This is a genomic window from Ensifer sp. R1-3 (assembly GCF_056739175.1).
In genome coordinates this window covers 2,840,174-2,862,969 of the sequence record NZ_CP096515.1, presented here as the reverse complement: position 1 = coordinate 2,862,969, position 22,796 = coordinate 2,840,174, and the positions used below count along the sequence as shown (strand labels likewise).

At 63.6% G+C, this 22,796-nt stretch carries 15 protein-coding genes; 6 read left to right on the top strand and 9 right to left on the bottom strand.

Translation table 11 applies throughout. From position 1 onward, the window contains the following. Positions 1-114 precede the first annotated feature (114 nt). On the bottom strand, positions 115-2,178 hold the full coding sequence (locus M1D43_RS13695; RefSeq protein ID WP_498813987.1) for a M3 family metallopeptidase: 2,064 nt from the start codon (positions 2,176-2,178) through the stop codon (positions 115-117). Positions 2,179-2,264: 86 nt separating this feature from the next. Beyond that, complete coding sequence (locus M1D43_RS13690; RefSeq protein WP_003535891.1) at positions 2,265-2,906, bottom strand: LysE family translocator; 642 nt, start codon at positions 2,904-2,906, stop codon at positions 2,265-2,267. A gap of 172 nt (positions 2,907-3,078) precedes the next feature. Here M1D43_RS13690 and leuB point away from each other — a divergent pair, with 172 nt between their 5' ends. Together leuB and M1D43_RS13680 are read left to right on the top strand one after the other, a co-directional pair. Further along, on the top strand, positions 3,079-4,191 hold the full coding sequence (gene leuB / locus M1D43_RS13685) for a 3-isopropylmalate dehydrogenase (protein ID WP_003535893.1): 1,113 nt from the start codon (positions 3,079-3,081) through the stop codon (positions 4,189-4,191). A gap of 128 nt (positions 4,192-4,319) precedes the next feature. Further along, complete coding sequence (locus M1D43_RS13680; protein ID WP_003535894.1) at positions 4,320-5,027, top strand: phosphatase PAP2 family protein; 708 nt, start codon at positions 4,320-4,322, stop codon at positions 5,025-5,027. A gap of 100 nt (positions 5,028-5,127) precedes the next feature. Here M1D43_RS13680 and M1D43_RS13675 read toward each other — a convergent pair whose 3' ends face one another. The 3 genes from M1D43_RS13675 to M1D43_RS13665 all read right to left on the bottom strand — a co-directional run bounded on the left by M1D43_RS13675 (position 5,128) and on the right by M1D43_RS13665 (position 8,089). Further along, positions 5,128-7,017 carry an MFS transporter gene (locus M1D43_RS13675; protein ID WP_014527006.1) on the bottom strand — a complete coding sequence of 630 codons (1,890 nt, stop codon included), beginning with the start codon at positions 7,015-7,017 and terminating at the stop codon, positions 5,128-5,130. A 410-nt stretch (positions 7,018-7,427) separates the two neighbouring features. Continuing rightward, on the bottom strand, positions 7,428-7,832 hold the full coding sequence (locus M1D43_RS13670) for a type II toxin-antitoxin system VapC family toxin (protein WP_027993870.1): 405 nt from the start codon (positions 7,830-7,832) through the stop codon (positions 7,428-7,430). Further along, positions 7,829-8,089, bottom strand: a complete 261-nt coding sequence (locus M1D43_RS13665) for an AbrB/MazE/SpoVT family DNA-binding domain-containing protein (RefSeq protein WP_003531793.1) — start codon at positions 8,087-8,089, stop codon at positions 7,829-7,831. The genes M1D43_RS13670 and M1D43_RS13665 overlap by 4 nt, the downstream gene beginning before the upstream one ends. A gap of 412 nt (positions 8,090-8,501) precedes the next feature. On the opposite strand from M1D43_RS13665, the gene M1D43_RS13660 reads away from it, so the two are divergent. Both M1D43_RS13660 and M1D43_RS13655 read left to right on the top strand, forming a co-directional pair. Continuing rightward, complete coding sequence (locus tag M1D43_RS13660) at positions 8,502-9,536, top strand: aspartate-semialdehyde dehydrogenase (protein ID WP_003531790.1); 1,035 nt, start codon at positions 8,502-8,504, stop codon at positions 9,534-9,536. Positions 9,537-9,708: 172 nt separating this feature from the next. Next, entirely contained in the window at positions 9,709-10,530 is an 822-nt protein-coding gene (locus tag M1D43_RS13655; protein WP_013844939.1) for a lytic murein transglycosylase, read from the top strand. Between the two features lie 345 nt (positions 10,531-10,875). Here M1D43_RS13655 and M1D43_RS13650 read toward each other — a convergent pair whose 3' ends face one another. Both M1D43_RS13650 and pdxY read right to left on the bottom strand, forming a co-directional pair. Next, positions 10,876-11,559: a carbonic anhydrase gene (locus M1D43_RS13650; protein ID WP_010970569.1), complete on the bottom strand. Its 684-nt coding sequence runs from the start codon at positions 11,557-11,559 to the stop codon at positions 10,876-10,878. A gap of 173 nt (positions 11,560-11,732) precedes the next feature. After that, positions 11,733-12,614, bottom strand: coding sequence for a pyridoxal kinase PdxY (gene pdxY / locus M1D43_RS13645; RefSeq protein WP_015008003.1), 882 nt, complete (start codon positions 12,612-12,614; stop codon positions 11,733-11,735). Between the two features lie 283 nt (positions 12,615-12,897). Between pdxY and M1D43_RS13640 the strand changes: the two genes are divergently transcribed. Beyond that, positions 12,898-17,685 (top strand): NAD-glutamate dehydrogenase, encoded by a 4,788-nt coding sequence (locus M1D43_RS13640; protein WP_153313963.1) that lies wholly within the window; start codon positions 12,898-12,900, stop codon positions 17,683-17,685. Between the two features lie 125 nt (positions 17,686-17,810). Beyond that, positions 17,811-19,202, top strand: a complete 1,392-nt coding sequence (locus tag M1D43_RS13635) for an MFS transporter (protein WP_015008004.1) — start codon at positions 17,811-17,813, stop codon at positions 19,200-19,202. Between the two features lie 133 nt (positions 19,203-19,335). Here M1D43_RS13635 and purH read toward each other — a convergent pair whose 3' ends face one another. Both purH and M1D43_RS13625 read right to left on the bottom strand, forming a co-directional pair. After that, positions 19,336-20,946: a bifunctional phosphoribosylaminoimidazolecarboxamide formyltransferase/IMP cyclohydrolase gene (purH, locus tag M1D43_RS13630; protein WP_153313964.1), complete on the bottom strand. Its 1,611-nt coding sequence runs from the start codon at positions 20,944-20,946 to the stop codon at positions 19,336-19,338. A gap of 140 nt (positions 20,947-21,086) precedes the next feature. Continuing rightward, positions 21,087-22,772 (bottom strand): heparinase II/III family protein, encoded by a 1,686-nt coding sequence (locus M1D43_RS13625; protein WP_153313965.1) that lies wholly within the window; start codon positions 22,770-22,772, stop codon positions 21,087-21,089. Between the last annotated feature and the right edge of the window lie 24 nt (positions 22,773-22,796).

The window sequence follows — 22,796 nt, the reverse complement described above, 5'->3', positions numbered from 1 at the left end:
CCCCCTCCACGCCATAGGCGTAGCCGCAATGAGATCGCCCCCATGCGGCGCACGTCCCCTCTCCCCGCTTGCGGGGAGAGGGCTAGGGTGAGGGGCAATTTTCCCGACTTAAACCTAGGCCGCCAGCCCCTTCTTCGCCAGCATCGCATCCGGGCTCGGCAGCTTGCCGCGGAAGGCCTTGTAGGCGTCTTCCGGATCGAGGGAGCCGCCGACCGAATAGATATTGTCCTTCAGTCTGGCCGCCATCGCCGGATCGAAGGGATCGCCGGTCTCCTCGAAGGCCGCGAATGCGTCGGCGTCGAGTACCTCCGACCACATGTAGGAGTAGTAGCCGGCCGAATAGCCGTCGCCGGAGAAGACGTGAAGGAAATGCGGGCTGCGGTGGCGCATGACGATCGACTGCGGCAGGCCGATCTTCTCGAGCGTCGCCGCTTCGAGCGCCATCGGATCGCCGACCGTTTCCGCCGTATGATAGGCCATGTCGACGAGCGCCGAGGCGGTAAACTCGACCGTCGCGAAGCCGGAATTGAACGTCCGGGCCGCCAACACCTTGTCGAGCAGCGCCTGCGGCATCGGCTCGCCGGTCCTGTAGTGCACCGCATATTTCCTCAGAATATCAGGCACCGTCAGCCAATGCTCGTAAAGCTGCGAGGGCAGCTCCACGAAATCGCGCGCGACACCGGTACCCGAAACCAAGGGATAGGTGACATTGGAAAGCATGCCGTGCAGCGCATGGCCGAATTCGTGGAAGAGCGTGCGGGCGTCGTCGATCGACAGAAGCGCCGGCTTGCCCTCGGCGGGTTTCGCGAAGTTGCAGACATTGTACACGATCGGGATTTCGCCGGTCTCGCCATTCTTGAGCTTCAGCCTGTGCTGCGACTGAAAGGAGCTCATCCAGGCGCCGGAGCGTTTCGAGGAGCGCGCGAAATAGTCGCCGAGGAAAAGGGCCGTAAGCCGGCCGGAGGCATCGCAGATCTCGAAGACGCGGACGTCCGGATGATAGGCGGGAATGCCTTTCTTCTCGGTTGCCGTGATGCCGAAGAGGCGCCGGGCAACGGCGAAGCAGGCGTCGATGATCTTCTCCAGCTGCAGATAGGGCTTCAGTTCGCTTTCCGAGAAGCTGAATTTCTGCGCCCTGAATTTTTCCGCATAGTGGCGCCAGTCCCAAGGCATGACCTCGTGATTGCGGCCTTCTTCGGCAATGAGCGTTGCGAGGTCCGCCTCCTCTTCGCGAGCCCGCGCCACCGCCTTTTCCCATACCTGCATCAGCAGGCCGTTCACGGCCTCGGGCGTCTTTGCCATGGTGTTGTCGAGCTTCAGCGCCGCATAATTCTCATAGCCGAGCAGTTTCGCCTTCTCCGCCCGCAGAGCGAGCGTTTCGGCGATGATGCCGCGATTGTCGGTCTCACCGCCATTTTCGCCGCGCGCCGTCCAGGCCCTGAAAGCCTGTTCGCGCAGTTCCCGTCTTTCGGAGAAGGTCAGGAACGGCTCGATGATCGAGCGCGACAGCGTGACCGCATATTTATCTTCCTCGCCGCGCTCGCGCGCGGCCGCCGCCATCGCATCTCTCAGGAAATCCGGAATCCCCGCCAGGTCCTCTTCGCCCGACAGGATCAGCGCCCAGTCCTTCTCGTCCGCGAGAACGTTCTGCCCGAACCGGGCGCCGAGGCCGGCGAGCTTCTCGTTGATCGCCGCGAGGCGCTCCTGCTCGGGCTTGTGAAGCTTGGCGCCTGCCTTCACGAAGCTCTTCCAGTGCCGCTCCAGAACGCGCATGGCCTCGACATCGAGGCCGAGCTCTTGCCGTTTCTCCCACAATGCGTCGATGCGGCCGAAGAGTGCCGGATTGGTGCCGATCTTCGAATAATGGCGCGACATCTTGGGCGCGATCTCGCGCTCCAGCGCCTGGATCACCTCGTTCGTATGGGCACCCGCCTTGCTCCAGAAGAGAGCGGAGACGCGCGAAAGTTCATCGCCGGCGATTTCCAGCGCGACGACGGTGTTGGCGAAGGTGGGATCCTCCGGATTGTCGGCAATGGCCTCGATCTCCGCCTCGTGGCTCGCCAAGGCCGCGTCGAAGGCAGGCGCGAAATCCTCGTCCATGATCGCCTCGAACCGGGGCAGGCCCTCATGTCCGGTCCAGTTCACGAGGGCGGGGTTGAGCGAAGCAATGGTGGTCATCCGGATTCCTTTTCGAAATGCAGCGGGCGGGGGCGTAGCGCGAACCGCGAAGCAGGTGCTTGAAGTGGTCGATCGACGCCGGACCGTCAAGGTCTGCGCAGGCCGAAAAGGCCGGGCGCCGCGTGCCAGACCGCCTGCGCCGCGAAGCCGATGAAGAGCAATCCCGAGAGCCGGACGATCGCCAGCTCGTGGCGGCGATAGAAACGGCGCACCACGGATGCGCCGATAATCGCGATGAGAATGACGTCGGCGACCAGGAAGCCGACCAGCGACACGGCAAGCAACATCGGCAGCGCCGTGAATTCCAGCGCATTGGCGGAACCCGCAAGAAGCGCCGTGAAGGTCGCGAGCGCGACCGGATAGCCCTTGGGGTTTGTGAGCCCGAAGACAAGTCCACGCCTGAGCGGCCGCTCCACCACCAACAGCCCCTTGTTGTCGCCCCTGGGGCGGGCGGTAAGCGCGGTCCAGCCGATCCAGGCGAGATAGGCGCCGCAGAGGAGCCCGAGCACGTCGAAGAGCGCCGTGCCGATCGATCGGGCACCGACGATGGCGACGAGCGCCAATGTCGACCAGAGAATGTCGCCGGCAAGATGACCGCCCATGAAGAGCGCGCCGGCCCTTCGGCCCTGGCCTGCTCCGATGCCCAGAAGCGCCAGGAAGGCGGGGCCGGGGATCAGAGTGTAGGAAAGCGCTGCGAGAAAGGCACCGAAAAGAAGCGTTTCGGACATGGCGAAATCCCCGGTTGAGTGCAGCCATTCGAGCGCCGGCGCGCGGTTCCGTCAAGCGGAAACAGGGTAGCCGTGACACAGCAGCACGCACAATTCTTTCGCAGACGCAATTTCCCTCGATACGAAGTTGCGCTAAGAACCCGGCCGAGTTTTCACGCGAGAAGGACTTTCCATGACTGTGCGCAATCTCTTCCTTCTGCCTGGCGACGGCATCGGCCCGGAAGCCATGGCGGAAGTCCGCAAAATCATCGCTTACATGAATGCCGAACGTGACGCCGGCTTCGTGACGGACGAGGGACTTGTGGGTGGGTCCGCCTATGACGCCCATGGCGCGGCGATCTCCGAAGGGGATATGGCGAAGGCGCTTGCCGCCGATGCGGTGCTCTTCGGCGCCGTCGGCGGACCGAAATGGGATGCGGTGCCCTACGAGGTGCGGCCGGAAGCCGGGCTCCTGCGCCTGCGCAAGGACCTCGAGCTATTCGCCAACCTGCGCCCGGCCATCTGCTACCCGGCGCTCGCCAACGCATCGTCGCTGAAGCCCGAGCTGGTCGAGGGCCTCGACATTCTCATCGTGCGCGAGCTGACGGGCGGCGTCTATTTCGGCGAGCCCAAGGAGATCGTCGATCTCGGCAACGGCCAGAAGCGCGGTATCGACACGCAGGTCTACGACACCTACGAGATCGAGCGCATCGCCGGGGTCGCCTTCGAACTCGCCCGTACCCGCAACAATCGCGTCTGCTCGATGGAAAAGCGCAACGTGATGAAGTCGGGCGTGCTCTGGAACCAGGTCGTGACCGAGACGCACAAGGCGAAATATTCCGATGTCCAGCTCGAGCACATGCTGGCTGATGCCGGCGGCATGCAGCTCGTGCGGCAGCCGAAGCAGTTCGACGTGATCGTCACCGACAACCTTTTCGGCGACATGCTGTCGGACGTCGCCGCCATGCTGACCGGCTCGCTCGGCATGCTGCCCTCCGCCTCGCTCGGCGCACCGGATGCCAAGACCGGCAAGCGCAAGGCGCTCTACGAGCCGGTGCACGGCTCGGCACCCGACATCGCCGGCACGGGCGTCGCCAACCCGATCGCCATGATCGCTTCCTTCGCCATGTGCCTGCGCTACTCCTTCAACCTCGTGAAGGAAGCCGACGACCTCGAGAAAGCGATCGCCAACGTGCTCGATCAGGGCATCCGCACCGGCGACATCATGGCGGAGGGCTGCCGGAAGGTCGGTACCGCCGAGATGGGCGACGCGATCCTCGCCGAGTTCAAGAGCCTCTCGGCCTGACGGCTGCGCTTTCGCGCAATTGTCCCTGGAGAACGGCACCTCCGGCTTTGCCGGGGGTGCTTTGCGTTTGCGGGGTCTTGATTTTGCCGGCCGCGCCTTCACATCCATAAGGCGAAGGAAGGAGCAAAATGAACCGACCGCTTTCACTGACCGTCTGGATCTGGCTGATGACGGTCGTCCTCGTCGTCGCCTTCACCCCTTTCGACCCGCATCTGTCCGAATGGGCGCAAGGTCTGCCGGAGGAGATCGTCGGCTTCAATCGCGCCATCACCGATATCGGCACCTTCGCCTGGATGATCTACAGCTCGGCCTTGCTGCTGCTGATCGCCTTCGTCGTCAGGCGATCCTCCGCGCGCGACACCTTGCGGCAGAGGGCGCGCGCGGCGCGCAATCTTTCCGCCTATTTCCTGCTGACGATCGGCACGGCGAGCGTGCTGGTGCACGGCCTGAAATTCCTGATCGGCCGTGCCCGTCCCGAACTCCTTGCCGATTACGGCCCCTACAGCCTCACGCCCTTCACCGGCGACACGCTGTTCGAAAGCTTCCCGTCGGGACATTCCACGGCGGCTGGCGCCTTCTTCGGCGCCTTCGCGATGGTGATGCCGCAGCTTCGGCCGCTGTTTCTGCTGCTGGCCCTGCTTGTCGGCATCTCGCGCGTCGTCGTCGGCGCGCATTACCCGAGCGATGTCGCCGCCGGCCTGCTGCTCGGGCTCTGGGTCGCGCTGATGATGGCTTTCGTCTTTGCCCGGCAGGGCTGGCTGTTCAAGCTCGGTGCGGCCGGCTGGCCTGTGCTGAGGCATGTGGAGCACGAGGCCAAGGAAAGGGGAGCCGAGTAAACCGAATAAAAAGCCGGCGCGGAAGCCGCGCCGGAGTCAGGAGAGCTGTTGAGAAAGCGGAATGGGAAACACGCTCCCCATCCCGCTCCCGTCCGCCGGCTCACTCCATCGTGTGGATATCCCGGTCCTTCGTCTCGGGCAGGAACAGAAGACCGATCACCAGCGTGATGCCCGCGAAAACGATCGGGTACCAGAGGCCGTAGTAGATATCGCCCTTTGCCGCGCTCATCGCGAAGGCCGTTGCCGGAAGCAGCCCGCCGAACCAGCCATTGCCGATATGGTAGGGCAGCGACATGCCGGTATAGCGGATGCGGGTCGGGAAGAGTTCGACGAGCAGCGCCGCGATCGGCCCGTAGACCATGGTCACATAGATGACGAGCACGGTCAGCACGGCAATGATCACCGTCCAGTTGACGCGGGCCGGGTCGGCCACCATCGTGAAGGCGCCGCCCTTGTCGATGTTATAGACCGCCATTTCGGTGGCGCTGCCGACTTCTTCCTGGGTGAGCAGCTTGTCGGCGACGAGCTTGTCGGCCGGCACCATGGTCTTTTCGCCGGCGCGCACGGCAGCGGCGTCGAGGCCAAGTTCCGGATTGGCAGCGACGAAGGCGTCGAGCTTCGATTCCGGAACCTTGGCAGCACCGCGCACCAGCGGATAGCCCGAGGCCTGCAGCGCCATGTTGATCTGCTTGCCGAAGGCCGCTTCCTCGGCCTTCGCCCTGTCGCCGGCCGCAATAGCGTCATAGCTGGTGATCGTCGTTTCGCCGATCTTCACCGTCGCCGGCGTACCCGCAGCCGCCGTGGTCACGACGTCATAGGGAACCGAGTTCTTGGTCAGGAAGGCGGTGGCGATGTCGCACGACGTGGTGAACTTCGCCGTGCCCGTCGGGTTGAACTGGAACTTACAGTCGCCCGGAGCCGCGGTGACGGTGGCGCGAACGCTCTGCTGCGCTTCCGCAAGCGCGGGGTTGCCGGCCCAGGTCAGCGCCTTGAACAGCGGGAAGTAGGTGAGCATGGCAAGCAGGAGGCCCGCCATGATGATCGGCTTGCGGCCGATCTTGTCCGACAGCCAGCCGAAAAAGACGAAAAAGCCCGTGCCGAGAAGGAGCGAGGCGGCAACCATCAGGTTTGCCGACTGGCCGTCGACCTTCAGAATGCTCTGCAGGAAGAACAGCGCGTAGAACTGGCCGGAATACCAGACCACGGCCTGGCCGACGACCGCGCCGAAGAGCGCCAGAAGGGCAATCTTGGCGTTGCGCCACTGGCCGAAAGCCTCCGTCAGCGGCGCTTTCGAACCCTTGCCCTCTTCCTTCATCTTCTTGAAGGCAGGAGACTCGTTCATCTTCAGGCGGATCCAGACGGAGACGCCGAGCAGTACGAAGGAGAGCAGGAAGGGTATGCGCCAGCCCCACTCGGCAAAAGCTTCCTTACCCAGCATGTACTGGACCAGAAGGATAACCACCAGCGAGAGGAAGAGACCAAGCGTCGCCGTCGTCTGGATCCACGAGGTGAAATAGCCGCGGCGACCATGCGGCGCGTGTTCTGCGACATAGGTTGCGGCACCGCCGTATTCGCCGCCGAGCGCAAGGCCCTGCAGGAGGCGCAGCGCGATCAGGATGATCGGAGCCGCAATGCCGATCGAGGCGGCACCGGGCAGGACGCCAACGAGGAAGGTCGACACGCCCATGATCAGGATGGTGACGAGGAATGTGTATTTGCGGCCGACGAGGTCTCCCAGGCGGCCGAAAACCAGCGCGCCGAACGGCCGGACAAGGAAGCCGGCGGCGAAGGCGAGCAGCGCAAAGATGTTGCGCGTGGTCTCGGGATACTGGCTGAAGAAGGTTGCACCGATATAAACGGCAAGCGAACCGTAGAGATAGAAATCATACCATTCGAAGACGGTACCGAGCGACGAGGCGAAGATGACCTTCTTCTCCTCGCCGGTCATCGGGCCGGCTTTTGTGCCGCCCGCTGTCACGACGTTTGCCATTTTGATATCCTCCACTCCAAAAATCGGTCTATTGGAGCGCCCATTCCCCGGTCCGGACATTCCTCCCTGAACGTCGGGTCCCCTTTGACATCCGGGCGTGGTGCGCCTCGCAACAAGATGTCAGAAAAGTGGCACGCGAGGCAGGGATGCTTTGGGCTTATGACTTTCGTCTAATGCCGTGACCAGGATGGGGAATTCCTGAGGAAGGCGGCCCGGCTCCCGACGCGCAGCCGGCACCGGGCAAGGCCTAGGACCTGTAGACGCTTATGGATAGGAGTTTGATTTTGCACAAATCGGTCAATGCCAAGGATTTTTCCGCAGCAAAGGGTTGCCCCCTTTGCAAGGGAAAAGCCGCCGGCAGTGGGCGATTGTGCAAAACCCTTCGGGCGGACCATAAGTGTCCACAGGTCCTAGAGCGACCAATCCTCCACGCGCAGGTTCTCAACCCTATTGAACTCGCCGACATTGTTGGTGACGAGCGTCAATCCACGGGCTTTGGCCTGTCCCGCAATCAGCACGTCATAAGGTCCGATGGGCGTACCCGTCGCGGCAAGGGCGGCCCGGATCTCGCCTGCGACAAAGGCATCGTTCCGGTCGAAGTCGAGGATCGGAAAATCCGCTATCAACAAACGCAGGGTTTCGAGATTGTGTTGGGCCTTCGCGCTTTTCTGCGCTCCAAAATAGAGTTCATACGCGACGACCGACGGGAGCCCGATAATGCCCTGAGGGCTATGGAGTACACGGGTGACCAATGCATCCGATTTGCGCCCGATCAAAGCGATGACGGCGTTGGTGTCGAGAATATGGGAGATCACCGAAATACCGCGTCGAGTTCCGGCCGATCCTGCTGTTCCGGCTGCTCGCGTCCGCACATCATGAAGTCTTCACTCATGCCACGGGCAAGTGCCGCCTTCAGCGATGACCACTGCTCGCCTTGCTCGACGTGCGGGCGGAGAATGAGCGCGTCGCCTTCCTGCGTGATTTCGACGCGATCGACGTTGAAGCGGAATTCCTTAGGCAGGCGGACGGCCTGCGAATTTCCGGACTGGAACACCCGTGCAAGATGGGGCATGGTGGTCGCCTCCCACTTCCGTATCTACTTCCGTGTATATACTCTCTTTCGCCTCACGGTTCAAGACTTCCGAGCAAACGCGAAACCGCGTTGCCCTGCATTCGGATCGCTGGGAAGGCCTCCGCGGCTTGACTCTTGCCGAAAAGCCGGTAAGAGCAGCGGCGAACGAGGAAACCGCCATGCGACCGAAGGGTTCGTCCATCGCTGCGCTGAATTTGCCGGCCCACCACGCCGGGCCGATCAGCCATTTCTCGCTCGCTCGCAAAACCACGGCCAAAACGACGACGAAAACCGTCTGACGTCTCTGGCCCTCCGCTCTCTCCCCGGTAAGGCCGGGGACAGGAACTTCGCGGTCGGACCGCGCGGTTTCCCCCTCCACCAGACGAGGAGAGACAGAAAGAGAGCTTAGATCATGGGTTTCAAAATTGCTGTCGCAGGCGCCACCGGCAATGTCGGCCGGGAGATGCTGAACATTCTTTCCGAGCGCGGCTTTCCGGCCGACGAAGTGGTGGCGCTCGCCTCCTCGCGCTCGGTCGGCACCGAGGTCTCCTACGGCGACAAGACGCTGAAAGTGACGAACCTCGACACCTATGATTTCTCCGACACTGACATTTGCCTGATGTCGGCCGGCGGCGCCGTCTCGCAGAAGTATTCGCCGAAGATCGGCCGGGAGGGTTGCGTCGTCATCGACAATTCCTCGGCCTGGCGCTACGACGCCGATGTTCCGCTGATCGTACCGGAGGTGAACGCGGACGCGATCGCGCAGTTCTCCAAGAAGAACATCATCGCCAATCCGAATTGCTCGACGGCGCAGCTCGTGGTGGCGCTGAAGCCGCTGCACGATCACGCCAAGATCAAGCGCATCGTCGTTTCGACCTATCAGTCGGTTTCCGGCGCCGGCAAGGACGGCATGGACGAGCTCTTCAACCAGACCCGCGCTGTGTTCGTCGCCGATCCGATCGAGAGCAAGAAGTTCACCAAGCGCATCGCCTTCAACGTCATTCCGCACATCGACGTCTTCATGGAAGACGGCTATACCAAGGAAGAATGGAAGGTTCTGGCCGAAACCAAGAAGATGCTCGACCCGAAGATCAAGGTGACCTGCACGGCCGTGCGCGTTCCGGTCTTCATCGGCCATTCGGAATCGGTCAATATCGAATTCGAAAACGAGATCACCGCCGACGAGGCGCGCGAGATCCTGCGCGAAGCGCCGGGCTGCCTGGTCGTCGACAAGCATGAGAACGGCGGCTATGTGACGCCTTACGAATGCGCCGGCGAGGACGCGACCTATATCTCGCGCATCCGCGAGGATGCGACGGTCGAAAACGGCCTCAACATGTGGATCGTCTCGGACAACCTGCGCAAGGGCGCGGCGCTCAACGCGGTGCAGATCGCAGAGCTGCTGATCAACCGCGGCCTGATCAAGCCGCGCAAGCAGGCGGCTTGAGCGGCCTCGGTCGGGCAAAATTTTAAGCCCCGCCTGCCTCGTTATGGCGACAGGCGGGGTCCGCAGTTCGTCGGCCGGCAATGGATTCACGTGAAACCGCGTGCCGGCGAAGAGCGGAAAACGAAGCGGGAATTTCGAAGGCAACAGATTCGGGCAATCGACGGGGTATTCTATGCATAGGGTGAAGAGCGCAGCAGCGGGCCTGGCGGCCCTGATCTCAACCGTAGTTCTTCCGGCGGCCGCCTCTGCGGCGCAGTGCGGCAATGACGGCAGCGGCTTCTCCGCCTGGCTGTCGGAATTCAAGCGCGAAGCCGCCGGGAACGGCATCAGCCCTTCGGTGGTCGACCAGGCGCTCGCCAACGTCTCCTACAGCAGGGCGACGATCCGCGCCGATCGCGGCCAGAAGAGTTTCAAGCTGTCGCTCGACCAGTTCATGCAGAAGCGCGGCGGTCAGGTGATCATTTCGCGCGGCAAGAAGCTGCGGGCGCAGAATGCCAGGCTTTTCCAGAGCATCGAGCAGCGCTACGGCGTTCCCGCCGGCCCGTTGATCGCCATCTGGGGCATGGAGACCGGCTTCGGCTCGTTCCTGGGCAAGGAACACACGCTTTCCGCCGTCTCGACGCTCGCCTATGATTGTCGCCGCTCGGATTATTTCACGAACCAGCTTTATGCAGCCCTCCAGCTCGTCGAGCGCGGCGACCTCAGCCCGGCCGCCCGCGGGGCAGCGCACGGCGAGATCGGACAGACGCAATTCCTCCCGGTGAACGTGCTGAAATACGGCGTCGACGGCGACGGCAACGGCCATGTCGACATGGTCCGCTCCAAAGCGGATGCGCTTGCCTCGACGGCAAATTTCCTGCGCGGCCATGGTTGGCAGCCGGGCGGCGGCTATCAGCCGGGCGAGGTCAACTTCGCCGCCATCCAGGGCTGGAACGCCGCCAGCGTCTATCAGCAGGCGATCGCCATCATCGGCGCCGAAATCGACGGCGGGTGACAGAAAGACTCACCGGCGTAACCGGTTGCAATTTGCCCCTCACCCTAACCCTCTCCCCGCATGCGGGCTACGGCATGCACATATCTCTTGCGCGCCGGTGCGGCGGATACTGCTCATGAAAGGGATCCCTCGGGAACCCAACCGCCTCAACCCCGCTCGGTCGGGGTTGCCCCTCAACCGGCTGCCGCCACCTTCTCCCCGCAGGCGGGGAGAAGGGATATGCCGCGCCCGCTCGCTCCCTCGGGCGGGCGGTGAATGCGGGGTTCAGTTGGCGCCGCTTGTCCCTTCTCCCCGCCTGCGGGGAGAAGGTGCCGGCAGGCGGATGAGGGGCCTGACTGGCGGCCGTTACATTCCCGGTCGGGAAAAGTCGCCGGTCTTCGCGTCCATGACCCAGAGCTCGCCGGTCGAGATGTCGAACCATGCGCCGTGCAGGCGCAGCTTTCCCTTCGACTCGAGAATGTTCACGCAGGGAAACGTCCTCAGATTGGCGATCGAATTGCGGATCGAGACCCGCTCGAGCGCGCGCTGTCGTTCCGCCTGAGTCATCACGTCGTTGCTCTGGATCTGCTCGGCGGCCGGTTTCAGGAGGTTCATCCAGCGGCCGATGAAATCGCCCGGGGAGAGGGGCTCGGCGTCCGGGTCGAGGGCCGCCTTGATGCCGCCGCAGCGCCCGTGGCCCATGACCACGATGTTGGTGACCCGCAGCGACTGGACCGCGAATTCGAGCGCGGCCGAGGTCGAGTGATAATGTCCGTCCGGTTCGTATGGCGGCATCATGTTGGCGACGTTGCGCACCACGAAGAGTTCTCCCGGGCCGGAATCGAAGATCGTTTCGGGTGCGGCGCGGGAGTCGCAACAGGCGATGACCATCGTCTTCGGTTTCTGACCGCTCTCGGCGAGCGTTTTGTAGCGCTGCTGCTGTTCGTTGAAGCGACCGCTCATGAAATTGCGGTAGCCGGTCAGAAGATGTTCCGGAAAGCCCTGTATATCCATCGGTAACCCCGTTTCATCCACTCGTTCCTGCGGCATCGTCCTGGTGCTCCTTCTTTGATCGGGATTCAAGGAAACATGCGGGTAGCGTGTCTGAAAGACGCACCGGGAACCATGAAGCGTCGAACTGTTACAGCGAGCTCCCGCCATTCGAAAGGGCGAAATGCGCCCATGAGGCATTTCTTCCGTATCTGATGCTATTTCTTCCGCTGCTATTTCTTCCGCGCTTGGCTCGGATGCATGAGGCGGCGCATCTGCACCATTGCCATCGGCGTCGCCAGGCTCGATGCATCCTGTTCGAGCGTTAGCTCGTCGGAATCGCGCTTGCGGCTTCTCGCAATGATCTCGTAGACGCTGGCGGTCGCCATCTGCAGCGCGCGTTCCTCCGGAAGCCCTTCCAGGAGGCGCGCGAGGAATACGGCCGAGAGCAGGTCGCCGGTGCCGTTCGGAGGATTGTCGATCAGGCGGTGCTCGGCAAGCAGCGCATGACGTCCGGACAGGTAAAGATTGCCCGTACCGCCGCTCATCATCGGTATCGCCGATGTCACCAGCACCCGTGACGGTCCGAGGTCGACCGCCGCGTCGAGGATAGCCGCATTCGTCTCGAGCGAAGCACCTGCCAACCAGGAGAGCTCGAACCGGTTGGGCGTGGCGAGCGTCGCAAGCGGCAGCAGCAGGTCGCGGATGGCGCCGGCGATCTCCACCGGGACGTAGAGGCCACCCGCATCGCCAAGAATCGGATCGCAGGCATAGAAGAGCGCGGGATCACGCCGGCGCAGCGCCTTCACGAGGCCGGCAACGGCCGCCGCCTGTTCGGGGGAACCCAGATAGCCGGACAGCACCGCGCGCACCTCGCCGATCCAGGGCGCAGCGACGAGATCGTCGATGATCGAGCGGAAGTCCTCGTCGGGCATGGTCACCCGCGTCGACCGGCCGTGTCCCGGATGCCAGGGGAGCACGACCGTCGGCAAAGCCCAGACCCGATGGCCGAGCATTTCCAGCGCGAAGACGGCAGCCCGGTTGCCGACCGCACCGCGGACCACGTGACTCGAAATGACGATGACGGCACCGGGCGCGGCAGGCGTGTCGGACATCGGGAGACCCCATTATTCGCTTTCGAAGTGTGATCGCCCGCCCCTCACGGCCTGTCAACAGCTGCTCTTGCAGACCACGCGTGAAGAAACTTCGGCGTTTTCGTTCGTTTTTGCGGTTTTTCGGGAAATTTTTGCAAAATTACCTTCGATTTAAATGGATTTAGGTCGAATCTACGTGATTTTCTCCAAAATCCGGCTCCATTTTGCCGAAATCCATCATAAAAACGGTCGCCATTGGGCATGGTTCTGGTAGGTTCAAGCATCATGAGTGGAGAGCGATTTCATGGGCGTGAAGCATAATCCGAAGCGGGATCGGCACATCGATGCGGCCCGGGCGGCAGGGTCCAGATTCGGGGCCGAGACACTGCCACCGGAAATCCTCTTCGGCGGAGCGAGCAACGATGACCTCGACCGTTACACGCCTGAGATGCTGGCGCTCACCGCTGCCCACGCGCGCGGCGAGCTCGCGCGCTGGGACGGCGGCAAGCCGCAGGTCTCGGTGGAGACGGTAGCAGGGGTCGCACCGGGTGGTATCGAGGTTTCGATCATCGCGATCACCGAGCGCAACATGCCCTTCCTTTACGATTCGGTGATGGGAGAGGTGACGAGCACCCACCGCGACATCCACCTGGCGATCCACCCGATTCTGGTGATGGAATCCGGCAAGCCCGTGAAGCTCTTCGATCCGGACGAGGAAAGCGCGCCCGAGCACCGCGTCAGCCATATTCAAATCCACTTGAGCAGGCTGACGCCGCTCGAGGCACGCTCACTGAGCAAGCGCATCTCGGATGTGCTGGAGCAGGTTCATCAAGCCGTACACGACTGGCCGGCAATGACCGCTTTGCTCGACCAGGCAATGCGGGAGCTCGAGGACTACAACGCTTCCCGCAAGAAGAGCGACCGCGACGAGGCGCTGGCGTTCCTTCGCTGGCTAAGGGATAGCAACTTCACGTTCCTGGGCATGCGGGAATATACCTATTCCGGCAAGGGCGGACGGGCGACCGTCGAGCGCGGCAAGGGCAGGGGGCTCGGCATCCTGTCCAATCCGGACGTGCGGGTCCTGCGCCAGGGCAAGGATGCGGTGCTGACGACGCCGGAAATCCTCGCCTTCCTCGAGGGCCCAGACTTCCTGATCGTGACCAAGGCCAATGTGAAGTCGGTCGTCCACCGGCGTGCTCATATGGACTATATCGGCATCAAGCGCTTCGACGCCTCCGGCAATGTCGTCGGCGAGCTGCGCATCGTCGGTCTGTTCACCTCGACGGCCTACACGCGCCAGGCGTCGGAGATCCCGCTGCTCAGGCACAAGATCGAGAAGATCGTCGATCATTTCGGCTATGATCCGCAGAGCCATTCCGGCAAGACGCTGGCGAACACGCTGGAAGCCTATCCGCGCGACGATCTTTTCCAGATCGATGTCGGGCTTCTCGCCGCCTTCTGCGAACAGATCAACGAACTCGGCGACCGGCCGCGGGTACGGGTGCTGCCGCGCATCGACCACTTCGACCGCTTCGTGTCGGTCATCGTGTTCGTGCCGCGCGAACAATACGATTCCGATGTCCGCGAAAAGATCGGCGACTATCTGAAGACCGTCTATGACGGCCGGGTCTCGGCCTATTACCCGGCCTTTCCCGAAGGCGGGCTCGCACGCGTCCATTTCATCATCGGCCGCTCCGGCGGCAAGACGCCACGGGTTCCCCAGGCGAAGCTCGAAGAGGCGGTCCGCGCCATCGTCACCCGCTGGATCGATCGGTTCAATCTGCTCGCCCGCAAGGAGGGCACCGAGATATCGGTCGGTGAGGCCTATCAGGCGGCCTTCACGCCCGCGGAAGCCTATGCCGACCTCGGAGACATCGCCGCCTGCACGGCTGGCGACCCGATCCGCATCTCCTTCTACCACCGGCACCAGGAGCGGCCGGATACGCTGGAACTGAAGATCTTCCATGCCGACACGCCCGTTTCGCTGTCGCGCCGCGTGCCGCTTCTCGAAAATCTCGGCTTCCGTGTCATCAGCGAGCAGACCTACGACATCGGCGTGCACGTCCATGGGGACGAGCCCCGCGAGGTCGTCCTTCACGACATGGAACTGATCCACCGCGACGGGCACACGCTCAACCTCGCCAGGATCGGCCCGGCACTGGAGGAGGCCTTCCTCGCGGCCTGGAACGGCACGACGGAGGACGACAACTTCAACCGGCTGGTCCTGCTTGCCGGGCTCACCGCCCGCGAAATCACGGTACTGCGCGCCTATGCGCGCTATCTGCGCCAGGCCGGCATCACCTATTCCCAAGGCTATATCGCCGATACCCTGAACAAATATCCGACGATCGCCGCCGACATCTTCCGTCTCTTCTCCACGCGCATGGATCCGACGACGGAGGTGAAGGCGCGCACGAAGAAGTGCAACGCCTTGCTGGCGGGCATCGAGGAGGCGCTGTCTGCCGTGCCCAGCCTCGACGAGGACAGAATCCTGCGCCGCTACGTCAATGCCGTCCAGTCGACGCTCCGGACGAACTATTTCCAGAAGGACGCCGAGGGCAGGCCGCGCGCGGTTCTTGCCTTCAAGCTCGATCCGAAGCAGCTCGAAGGCCTGCCGGAGCCGCGGCCCTTCCGCGAGATTTTCGTCTACGGCACGGAAGTGGAAGGCGTCCATCTGCGCTTCGGCAAGGTAGCGCGCGGCGGGCTTCGCTGGTCCGACCGGGCACAGGACTACCGGACCGAGGTGCTCGGTCTCGTCAAGGCGCAGCAGGTGAAGAACGCCGTCATCGTTCCGGTCGGCGCCAAGGGCGGCTTCTATCCCAAGCAGCTGCCTGTCGGCGGCAGCCGCGACGAGATCTTCAAGGCGGGAACGGAAGCATACAAGACCTATATCCGCACGCTGCTCTCGGTTACCGACAATATCATCGGCCAGGAGGTCGTTCCCCCTGAGGACACGTTACGGCTCGACGGCGACGACCCCTATTTCGTCGTTGCCGCCGACAAGGGAACGGCAACCTTCTCCGACACGGCGAATGCGCTCGCCCAGGAAGCGGACTTCTGGCTCGACGACGCCTTCGCTTCAGGCGGCTCCGCCGGCTACGACCACAAGAAGATGGGGATTACCGCACGCGGCGCGTGGGAGGCCGTCAAGCGGCACTTCCGCGAAATGGACGTCGACATCCAGACGACGCCCTTCACCGTCGCCGGCGTCGGCGACATGTCGGGTGACGTCTTCGGCAACGGCATGCTGCTTTCGGAAAAGATCCGGCTGATCGCGGCCTTCGATCACCGCGATATCTTCATCGATCCCGAGCCGGATATCGATCTCTCCTTTGCCGAGCGCAAGCGAATGTTCGCGCTGCCACGCTCCAGCTGGCAGGATTATGACCGCAAGGCGCTCTCGCCCGGCGCGATGATCATCTCGCGTTCGGAAAAACTGGTGACACTCACCCCCGAAGCGATGGCGGCGATCGGCATCGACAAGCCGAAGGCAACGCCCTTCGAGATCATGAGCGCAATCCTGAAGAGCCCGGTCGACCTGCTCTGGTTCGGCGGCATCGGCACCTATGTGCGCGGCGCCAACGAGACGGATGCGGAGGTCGGCGACCGCGCCAACGACGCGATCCGCGTCTCCGCCGAGGACGTGCGGGCGCGCGTGATCGGAGAGGGGGCCAATCTCGGCGTCACCCAGAAAGGCCGGATCGGCTTCTCGCTCAATGGCGGGCGCTGCAACTCCGATGCCATCGACAACTCGGCCGGCGTCAATTCCTCCGACGTCGAGGTCAACATCAAGATCGCGCTTGCCTCGGCCATGCGCGACGGCCGCCTGACCCGGCCCAAGCGCAACACGCTTCTGGCATCGATGACGGATGAGGTGGGACATCTCGTGCTGCGTAACAACTACCAGCAGTCGCTGGCGATCTCGCTCACCGAAATGCAGGGCCTCGCCAACCGCACGCCGCTGGCGCGGCTGATGGCGCGGCTGGAGGCCGACGGTCACCTCAACCGGAAGGTCGAGACCCTGCCGACCGACCAGGCGATGAGCGAGCGCTACCAGGCGGGCCGGCCGCTCACGCGCCCGGAGATCGGCGTGCTGCTCTCCTATGCGAAACTGGTGCTCTTCGACGAGCTGATCGTCAGCGAGCTTCCGGACGACCCCTATTTCACGGCGACCCTGGAGCGCTACTTCCCCGCAAAGATGCGCAAGGCCTATGCCGGCGACATTCACGGGCACCGGCTGCGCCGTGAGATCATCACGACCGTGCTCGCCAACGAAACGATAAACCGCGGCGGCCCCGCTTTCGTCTCGACGCTGACGGATGCCACCGGCTTCCTATCCGCCGACGTCGTGAAGGCAGCGGTGCTGGCCCTGGATGGCTTCGATCTGCCGCGCATCTACGGCGAGATCGACGCGCTCGACAACAGGATCAGCGGCGCGATCCAGAACAGGCTCTATCATGAGGTGGGGCGTATCTTTGCGCTCGTCGCCGAAAGGGCGCTGCGCACCCGCGCCTCCGAGGGCTCCGTGGCCGAAGCGGTTGCCCGGCTTCGCGACGGGCTGCAGAAGCTGCGCGGCACCATGCGGGCGGCGATATCCAGGGAGGGTGCCGAGGAAGCGCGCCTGAGGGCCGCTGGCTTCATCGAAAACGGCGTGCCGGCAAAGCTTGCCGAGGAAATCGCCGAACTGTCGCTCATGACCCTGGTCCCTGAGATCATGCAGATCGCCACGGTAACCGGCGAGCCGCTGAGCCGCACCGCCCAAGCCTATTTCACCGTCACCGAGAGCCTGAGGATCAACCGCCTGCTGGCGGCCGCCGACCGCGTGCCCGCCACCGAGCAGTTCGAGTCGATGGCGCTCTCGCGGGCGGTCGGCGATATCGGCACCGCACGCCGCGATATCACCATCGCCGCCCTCGTCGAGCATAAGGGCGACCGAAACCCCGTTCTCGCCTGGCAGGACCGCGATCGCCAACGCGTCGCCACTGTCGGCGACCAGCTGAGGCTGCTGACCGAAAAGGGCGAAACGACCCTCGCCAAGGTCACTGTTGCAGCCGGTCTCCTCAGCGATCTTGCACGCGGCTGGACGAAATGACACAGTCCCTCCGGCCGTAAATAAGCCGGAGGGCCCAATTCCGCTCCGGTTGAAGGTTGTTCTTCATTGCCCTGCCCGCCGCCTACGAACGCGGCGCGCTTGCGCAAGTGTCGGGGAGGGATGAAGTGGATATCGCGGCTGGGCGAATGGAGGAGCGGCCTCGGACTTCGCGTCTCGGCATTGCCGGCTGGATGCTGTTCGACTGGGCCGCGCAACCCTTCTTCACCGTCATCACCACCTTCATCTTCGCGCCCTATTTTGTTTCCCGGCTAACGGCCGATCCCGCACATGGGCAGGCGGTCTGGGGCTATACGCTGACCGTCGCGGGGATCGTGATTGCCCTGCTTTCGCCGGTCCTCGGCGCAATTGCCGATGCGTCCGGCCCACGAAAGCCGTGGATCGCCTTTTTCGCCGCCGTGAAGATCATCTCGCTCGCCCTGCTCTGGAACGCGGCACCGGGCTCGTCCCTGATCTATACGGCGATCTTTCTTGCGCTGGCGACCGTGGCAGCCGAATTTTCCATCGTCTTCAACGATTCGATGATGACGCGGCTCGTGAGCGAAAAGGAAGTGGGACGCATCTCCAACATCGCCTGGGGCCTCGGCTATCTCGGCGGCATGATCGTGCTGATCGCCGTGGTCGCGCTGATTGCCGGAAGCCCGCAGACCGGCAAGACGGCGATCGGACTCGAGCCTCTGTTCGGGCTCGATCCGGCAAAGGGCGAAGACGCCCGGATCACCGGCCCCATATCCGCCGCCTGGTACCTCGTTTTCATCCTGCCGATGTTCCTCTTCACGCCGGATGCGACCAGGGCAAGGATGTCCATGGCGAAGGCAACCGCTCGGGGCTTCGAAGAACTGAAGGGCACGCTTGCCGAACTCAAGGAGAGGGCCGGCATCTTGCGGTTCCTGATCGCCCGGATGATCTTCCAGGACGGCGTCAACGGGCTGCTCGCGCTCGGCGGCACCTTCGCCGCCGGGATGTTCGGATGGCAGACGATGGAACTCGGGCTCTACGGCATCATCCTGAATGTCGTGGCGATCTTCGGCTGCCTTTATGCGAGCAGGCTGGATGCACGGCTCGGCTCCAAGACGATCGTCGTCGCCAGCCTCGTCTCACTGACAATCGCCACCCTCGGCATCGTCTCGACCGGGCCCGGTTTCACGCTCTTCGGGCTTGTCCCGCTTGGCTCGACGGACTCGGGCGGCCTCTTCGGCACCGCCGCCGAAAAGGCCTATATTCTGTATGGACTCCTGGTCGGGGTAGCCTTCGGGCCGGTCCAGGCCTCGTCCCGATCCTACCTCGCGCGCAGTGTTTCGCCCGACGAAGCCGGGCGTTATTTCGGTCTCTACGCTCTTTCCGGCCGCGCCACCTCGTTCCTGGCGCCCGCCTCGGTCGCGACGATCACGCTTGTGACCGGATCGGCCCGGATCGGCATGATGGCGCTGGTCGCCTTTCTCGCCGTCGGTCTCGTGATCCTCCTGCGGACCCCCTATCCGGCGCACCGGCCGCTATAGGAATTTCGCGCAGGAGGCTCAGAGCGGGACGAGAAAGAGTTTGTGCGGTTATGCGCCCGCATCCCGCGTCTCGACTTCTTGGACTCGATCACGTTCATGTTCTTAGGTCGACCCGACCCAAAAACATCGTGATCTAGTGCCGGAAATGCCGCATGCCCGTGAAGACCATCGCGACATCGTGCTCGTTCGCTGCCGCGATCACTTCTTCGTCGCGCATCGAACCACCCGGCTGGATGACGGCGGTTGCGCCGGCAGCGATGGCTGACAGAAGCCCGTCGGCGAAGGGGAGGAAGGCCTCCGAAGCGACGGCCGAACCGCGCGTGAGCGGCTCGGCGAGGCCCAGCGCCTTGGCCGCTTCTTCCGCCTTTATGGCAGCGATGCGCGCGGAATCGACGCGGCTCATCTGGCCGGCGCCGATACCCGCCGTCTGGCCGTCCTTGGCATAGACGATGGCATTGGACTTGACGTGCTTCGCCACCTTGAAGGCGAACTTCATGTCTTCGAGCTCCTGCGCCGTCGGCGCACGCTTGGTAACCACCTTGAGCTCCAGGTCCTCGACCATACCGTTGTCGCGCGTCTGGACGAGCACCCCGCCGGCGACCGTCTTCGCCGTCAGGCCGGGCGTGCGCGGATCCGGCAGGCCGCCGGCCGCAAGCAGCCGCAGGTTCGGTTTGCGGGCGATGACGGCTTTCGCCTCGTCGCTGACCGAAGGCGCAATGATCACCTCGGTGAAGAGCTTGACGATCTCTTCCGCGGTCTCGGCGTCCAGTTCCTGGTTGAGCGCGATGATGCCGCCGAATGCCGAGGTCGAATCGCAGGCGAGCGCCCGGCGATAGGCTTCGGCGAGCGAGGGCGCGGTCGCAACGCCGCAGGGGTTGGCATGCTTGATGATGGCGCAGGCCGGTGCCTTCTCCGGCAGGAATTCCGCCACCAGTTCGAAGGCGGCATCGGTATCGTTGATGTTGTTGTAGGAGAGCTGCTTGCCCTGTAGCAGCGCCGCCGTGGCCACTCCCGGCCGTTTCTCGCCGGTCACGTAGAATCCGGCTTTCTGGTGCGGGTTCTCGCCGTAGCGCATCTCCTCCCTGAGCACGCCGCCGAGAACGCGGTGGCGCGGCATGGGCGTGTCGAGCACTTCGGTGAACCAGTTGGAGATCGCCGCATCATAGGCCGCCGTGCGGGCATAGGCCCTGGCCGCCATTTTCTGGCGAAAGGCGTAGCGCGTCGCGCCGTCTGCGATTTCCTCCAGCAGCGGCGAATAGTCAGCCGGGTCGGTGACGATCGTCACATAGGCATGGTTCTTGGCCGATGCCCGGATCATTGCGGGGCCGCCGATATCGATATTCTCAACCGTGGTCGGATAGTCGCCGCCCTTGGCGCGGACTTCTTCGAAGGGATAGAGATTGATGACGGCGAGATCGATCGCGGTGATGCCGTGCGCGCTCATGGCGTCCGCATGCTCCGCGTCGTCGCGGATCGCGAGAAGACCGCCATGGACGCCGGGGTGAAGCGTCTTGACGCGCCCGTCCATGATTTCCGGAAAGCCGGTCAGCTCCGACACGTCGCTGACGGGAAGGCCGGCATCGGCAAGCGCCTTGTGCGTACCGCCGGTCGAGATGAGCCGGATGCCCTTGTCGTTGAGGGCGCGGGCGAGTTCGACGATGCCCGTCTTGTCGGAGACCGAAAGGAGGGCGGTTTTGATCCGGACCTCGTCCGGGGCGGGGATTTTCTTGGAGGCGACAACCATCGACCTTGCTCCTTTGGCAGCGCCGGACGCGTAGTGAGGAGGTTCCGGCGATTGGGATGGCTGCCGTTAGCATAGCTTGTTCCCGGAAGGAACCTTCGGCGCCGCGACAACGGGAAAATAGGCCCGGCGCAATTTCGGGATCATCCCTCGCGCGTGAAAGTCCACTGGATTTCCGGCTGCGAGGCGGCAGAGAAGGTCACGCTTATCTGCGACGAGGCGCGCACGCCGGAGGGATCGGCGAAGAAAATGTCCTCCTCGATCGCGAGCGCACCGTCGCGACAGGCGAAGAGCCATGCCTCTCCATCGGGTGCCGTCAGATATATCTCGCTCTCGCTGTGCCGGCGCATGCCGATTGCCGGATGGATGTGGAAACGGGCGACAGCGGTCGCGTCGTCGTCATTTTCCGGATCGCTGCCATCCTCCAGCAGCAGTCGGTCGCGACCGCGGATCAGCCGCCCGCCATTGAGAATTCCGATGTCGCGCTCGTGGATCAGGCCGAAGGGCGCAAGGTAGCCGTCGTGACTCGCTTTGACCTGCTCGATGCTTCCCGGCTCGTCCTTCCTCTCGATCACGATGCGCGAGGGGCCGCTGATCATGACCGGGCCGAGGAAGCGCGACTGCGAAAAGCGGCAGGAGGACGTGTCGTCGACGGTGACTGTGGAATGCGCGGCGGTCGTGCGCGCCATCTGCCGAAATCGATCGCCGGCAAATTTCGGCGCGCCGGAGTTGACGACGAAGCGGTTCCTGCCGGAGGACATCTCGAAGGAGAGGCAGCCGGCATGGGCGCTGCGCGATAGGTCGACCGAAAGCGGTCGTCCGGTGTCCATGATGATGACGGTATCGCCCATCGCCAGACGTTCGTAATGGGCGTGCGGCAAGGACCGGAACGGCTCGCCGGACGTCTCGTCATATCTGAGCACCGAGGCGAGCTCATGGGCGAGAACCGATGTCGCGCCGTTGAAAAGGGCGAGCTCCCCGCTCTGGTGGCGGAAGAAGCGGAGCGCCGGATATATGCGGTCGATGCAGGGAATGAGCCTCGCGGGCACGTCGTGTCCGAGATTGACATAGGTCTGGCGCAGCGGCAGCAGATCGAGCAGCAGCTCGAGCCCGGCGCGGGGGTTTCGGGAGAAATGCGCCCCGTCGGGCAGAAGCTGCCGCTCCAGCTCCAGATCCAGATTGCGCGACGCCTTGCGGATCGCCGACGCCGTAGCCGGCATCGAAACGGAGGCCATGGCGAGTGCCAGGCGAACCCTCAGGCGCGCCTCTCCATCGGAAACGGTCTCGGCGACATTCCGGAGATAGCGGACCTGAAGGGCAAGGCTTCTCAGGAAGCGGCGATAGAAACCGTGCTCGGCGTTGCGCAGCACCACCGGCGAATGGGACAGCCAGGCGATGACGCGCTGCGCAACCACGTCCGCTTCCCACGAGATTTCGCCGATGCTTCGGCCATGGCTGCCCATCCAGTCGTCCATGATCTGGCGCAGCCTGATCGAGCCGGCTTCGTCCTGTATCGCCCGCATGTGACGCAGCCAGCCGAAGGAATGAAGCCGGGCCGCGAACTCGTGCGACGGCAGGTCGATTTCGAAAGGCGACTCGCCTTCGGTATCCAGAACGCGGCCGGCGAGCGGAAAACGACCCGCGAGGATCTCTTCGGCGGCGAAGGGATCGATGGCCCGAAGATCCGTGGGTGCGACGATCAGGCGGGCGGGCGTAGAGCCCGCAAAGCGCAGCGCCGTCGTCATTCCGCGCGAAAGCAGGCGCGCCAATCGTCGTTGGCCTTCGCGCAAATACAAATATAGGAGCCTTGTTTTACTGGAAAACGGCATCGGCGCCCGTGGGTTTCCTCTTGA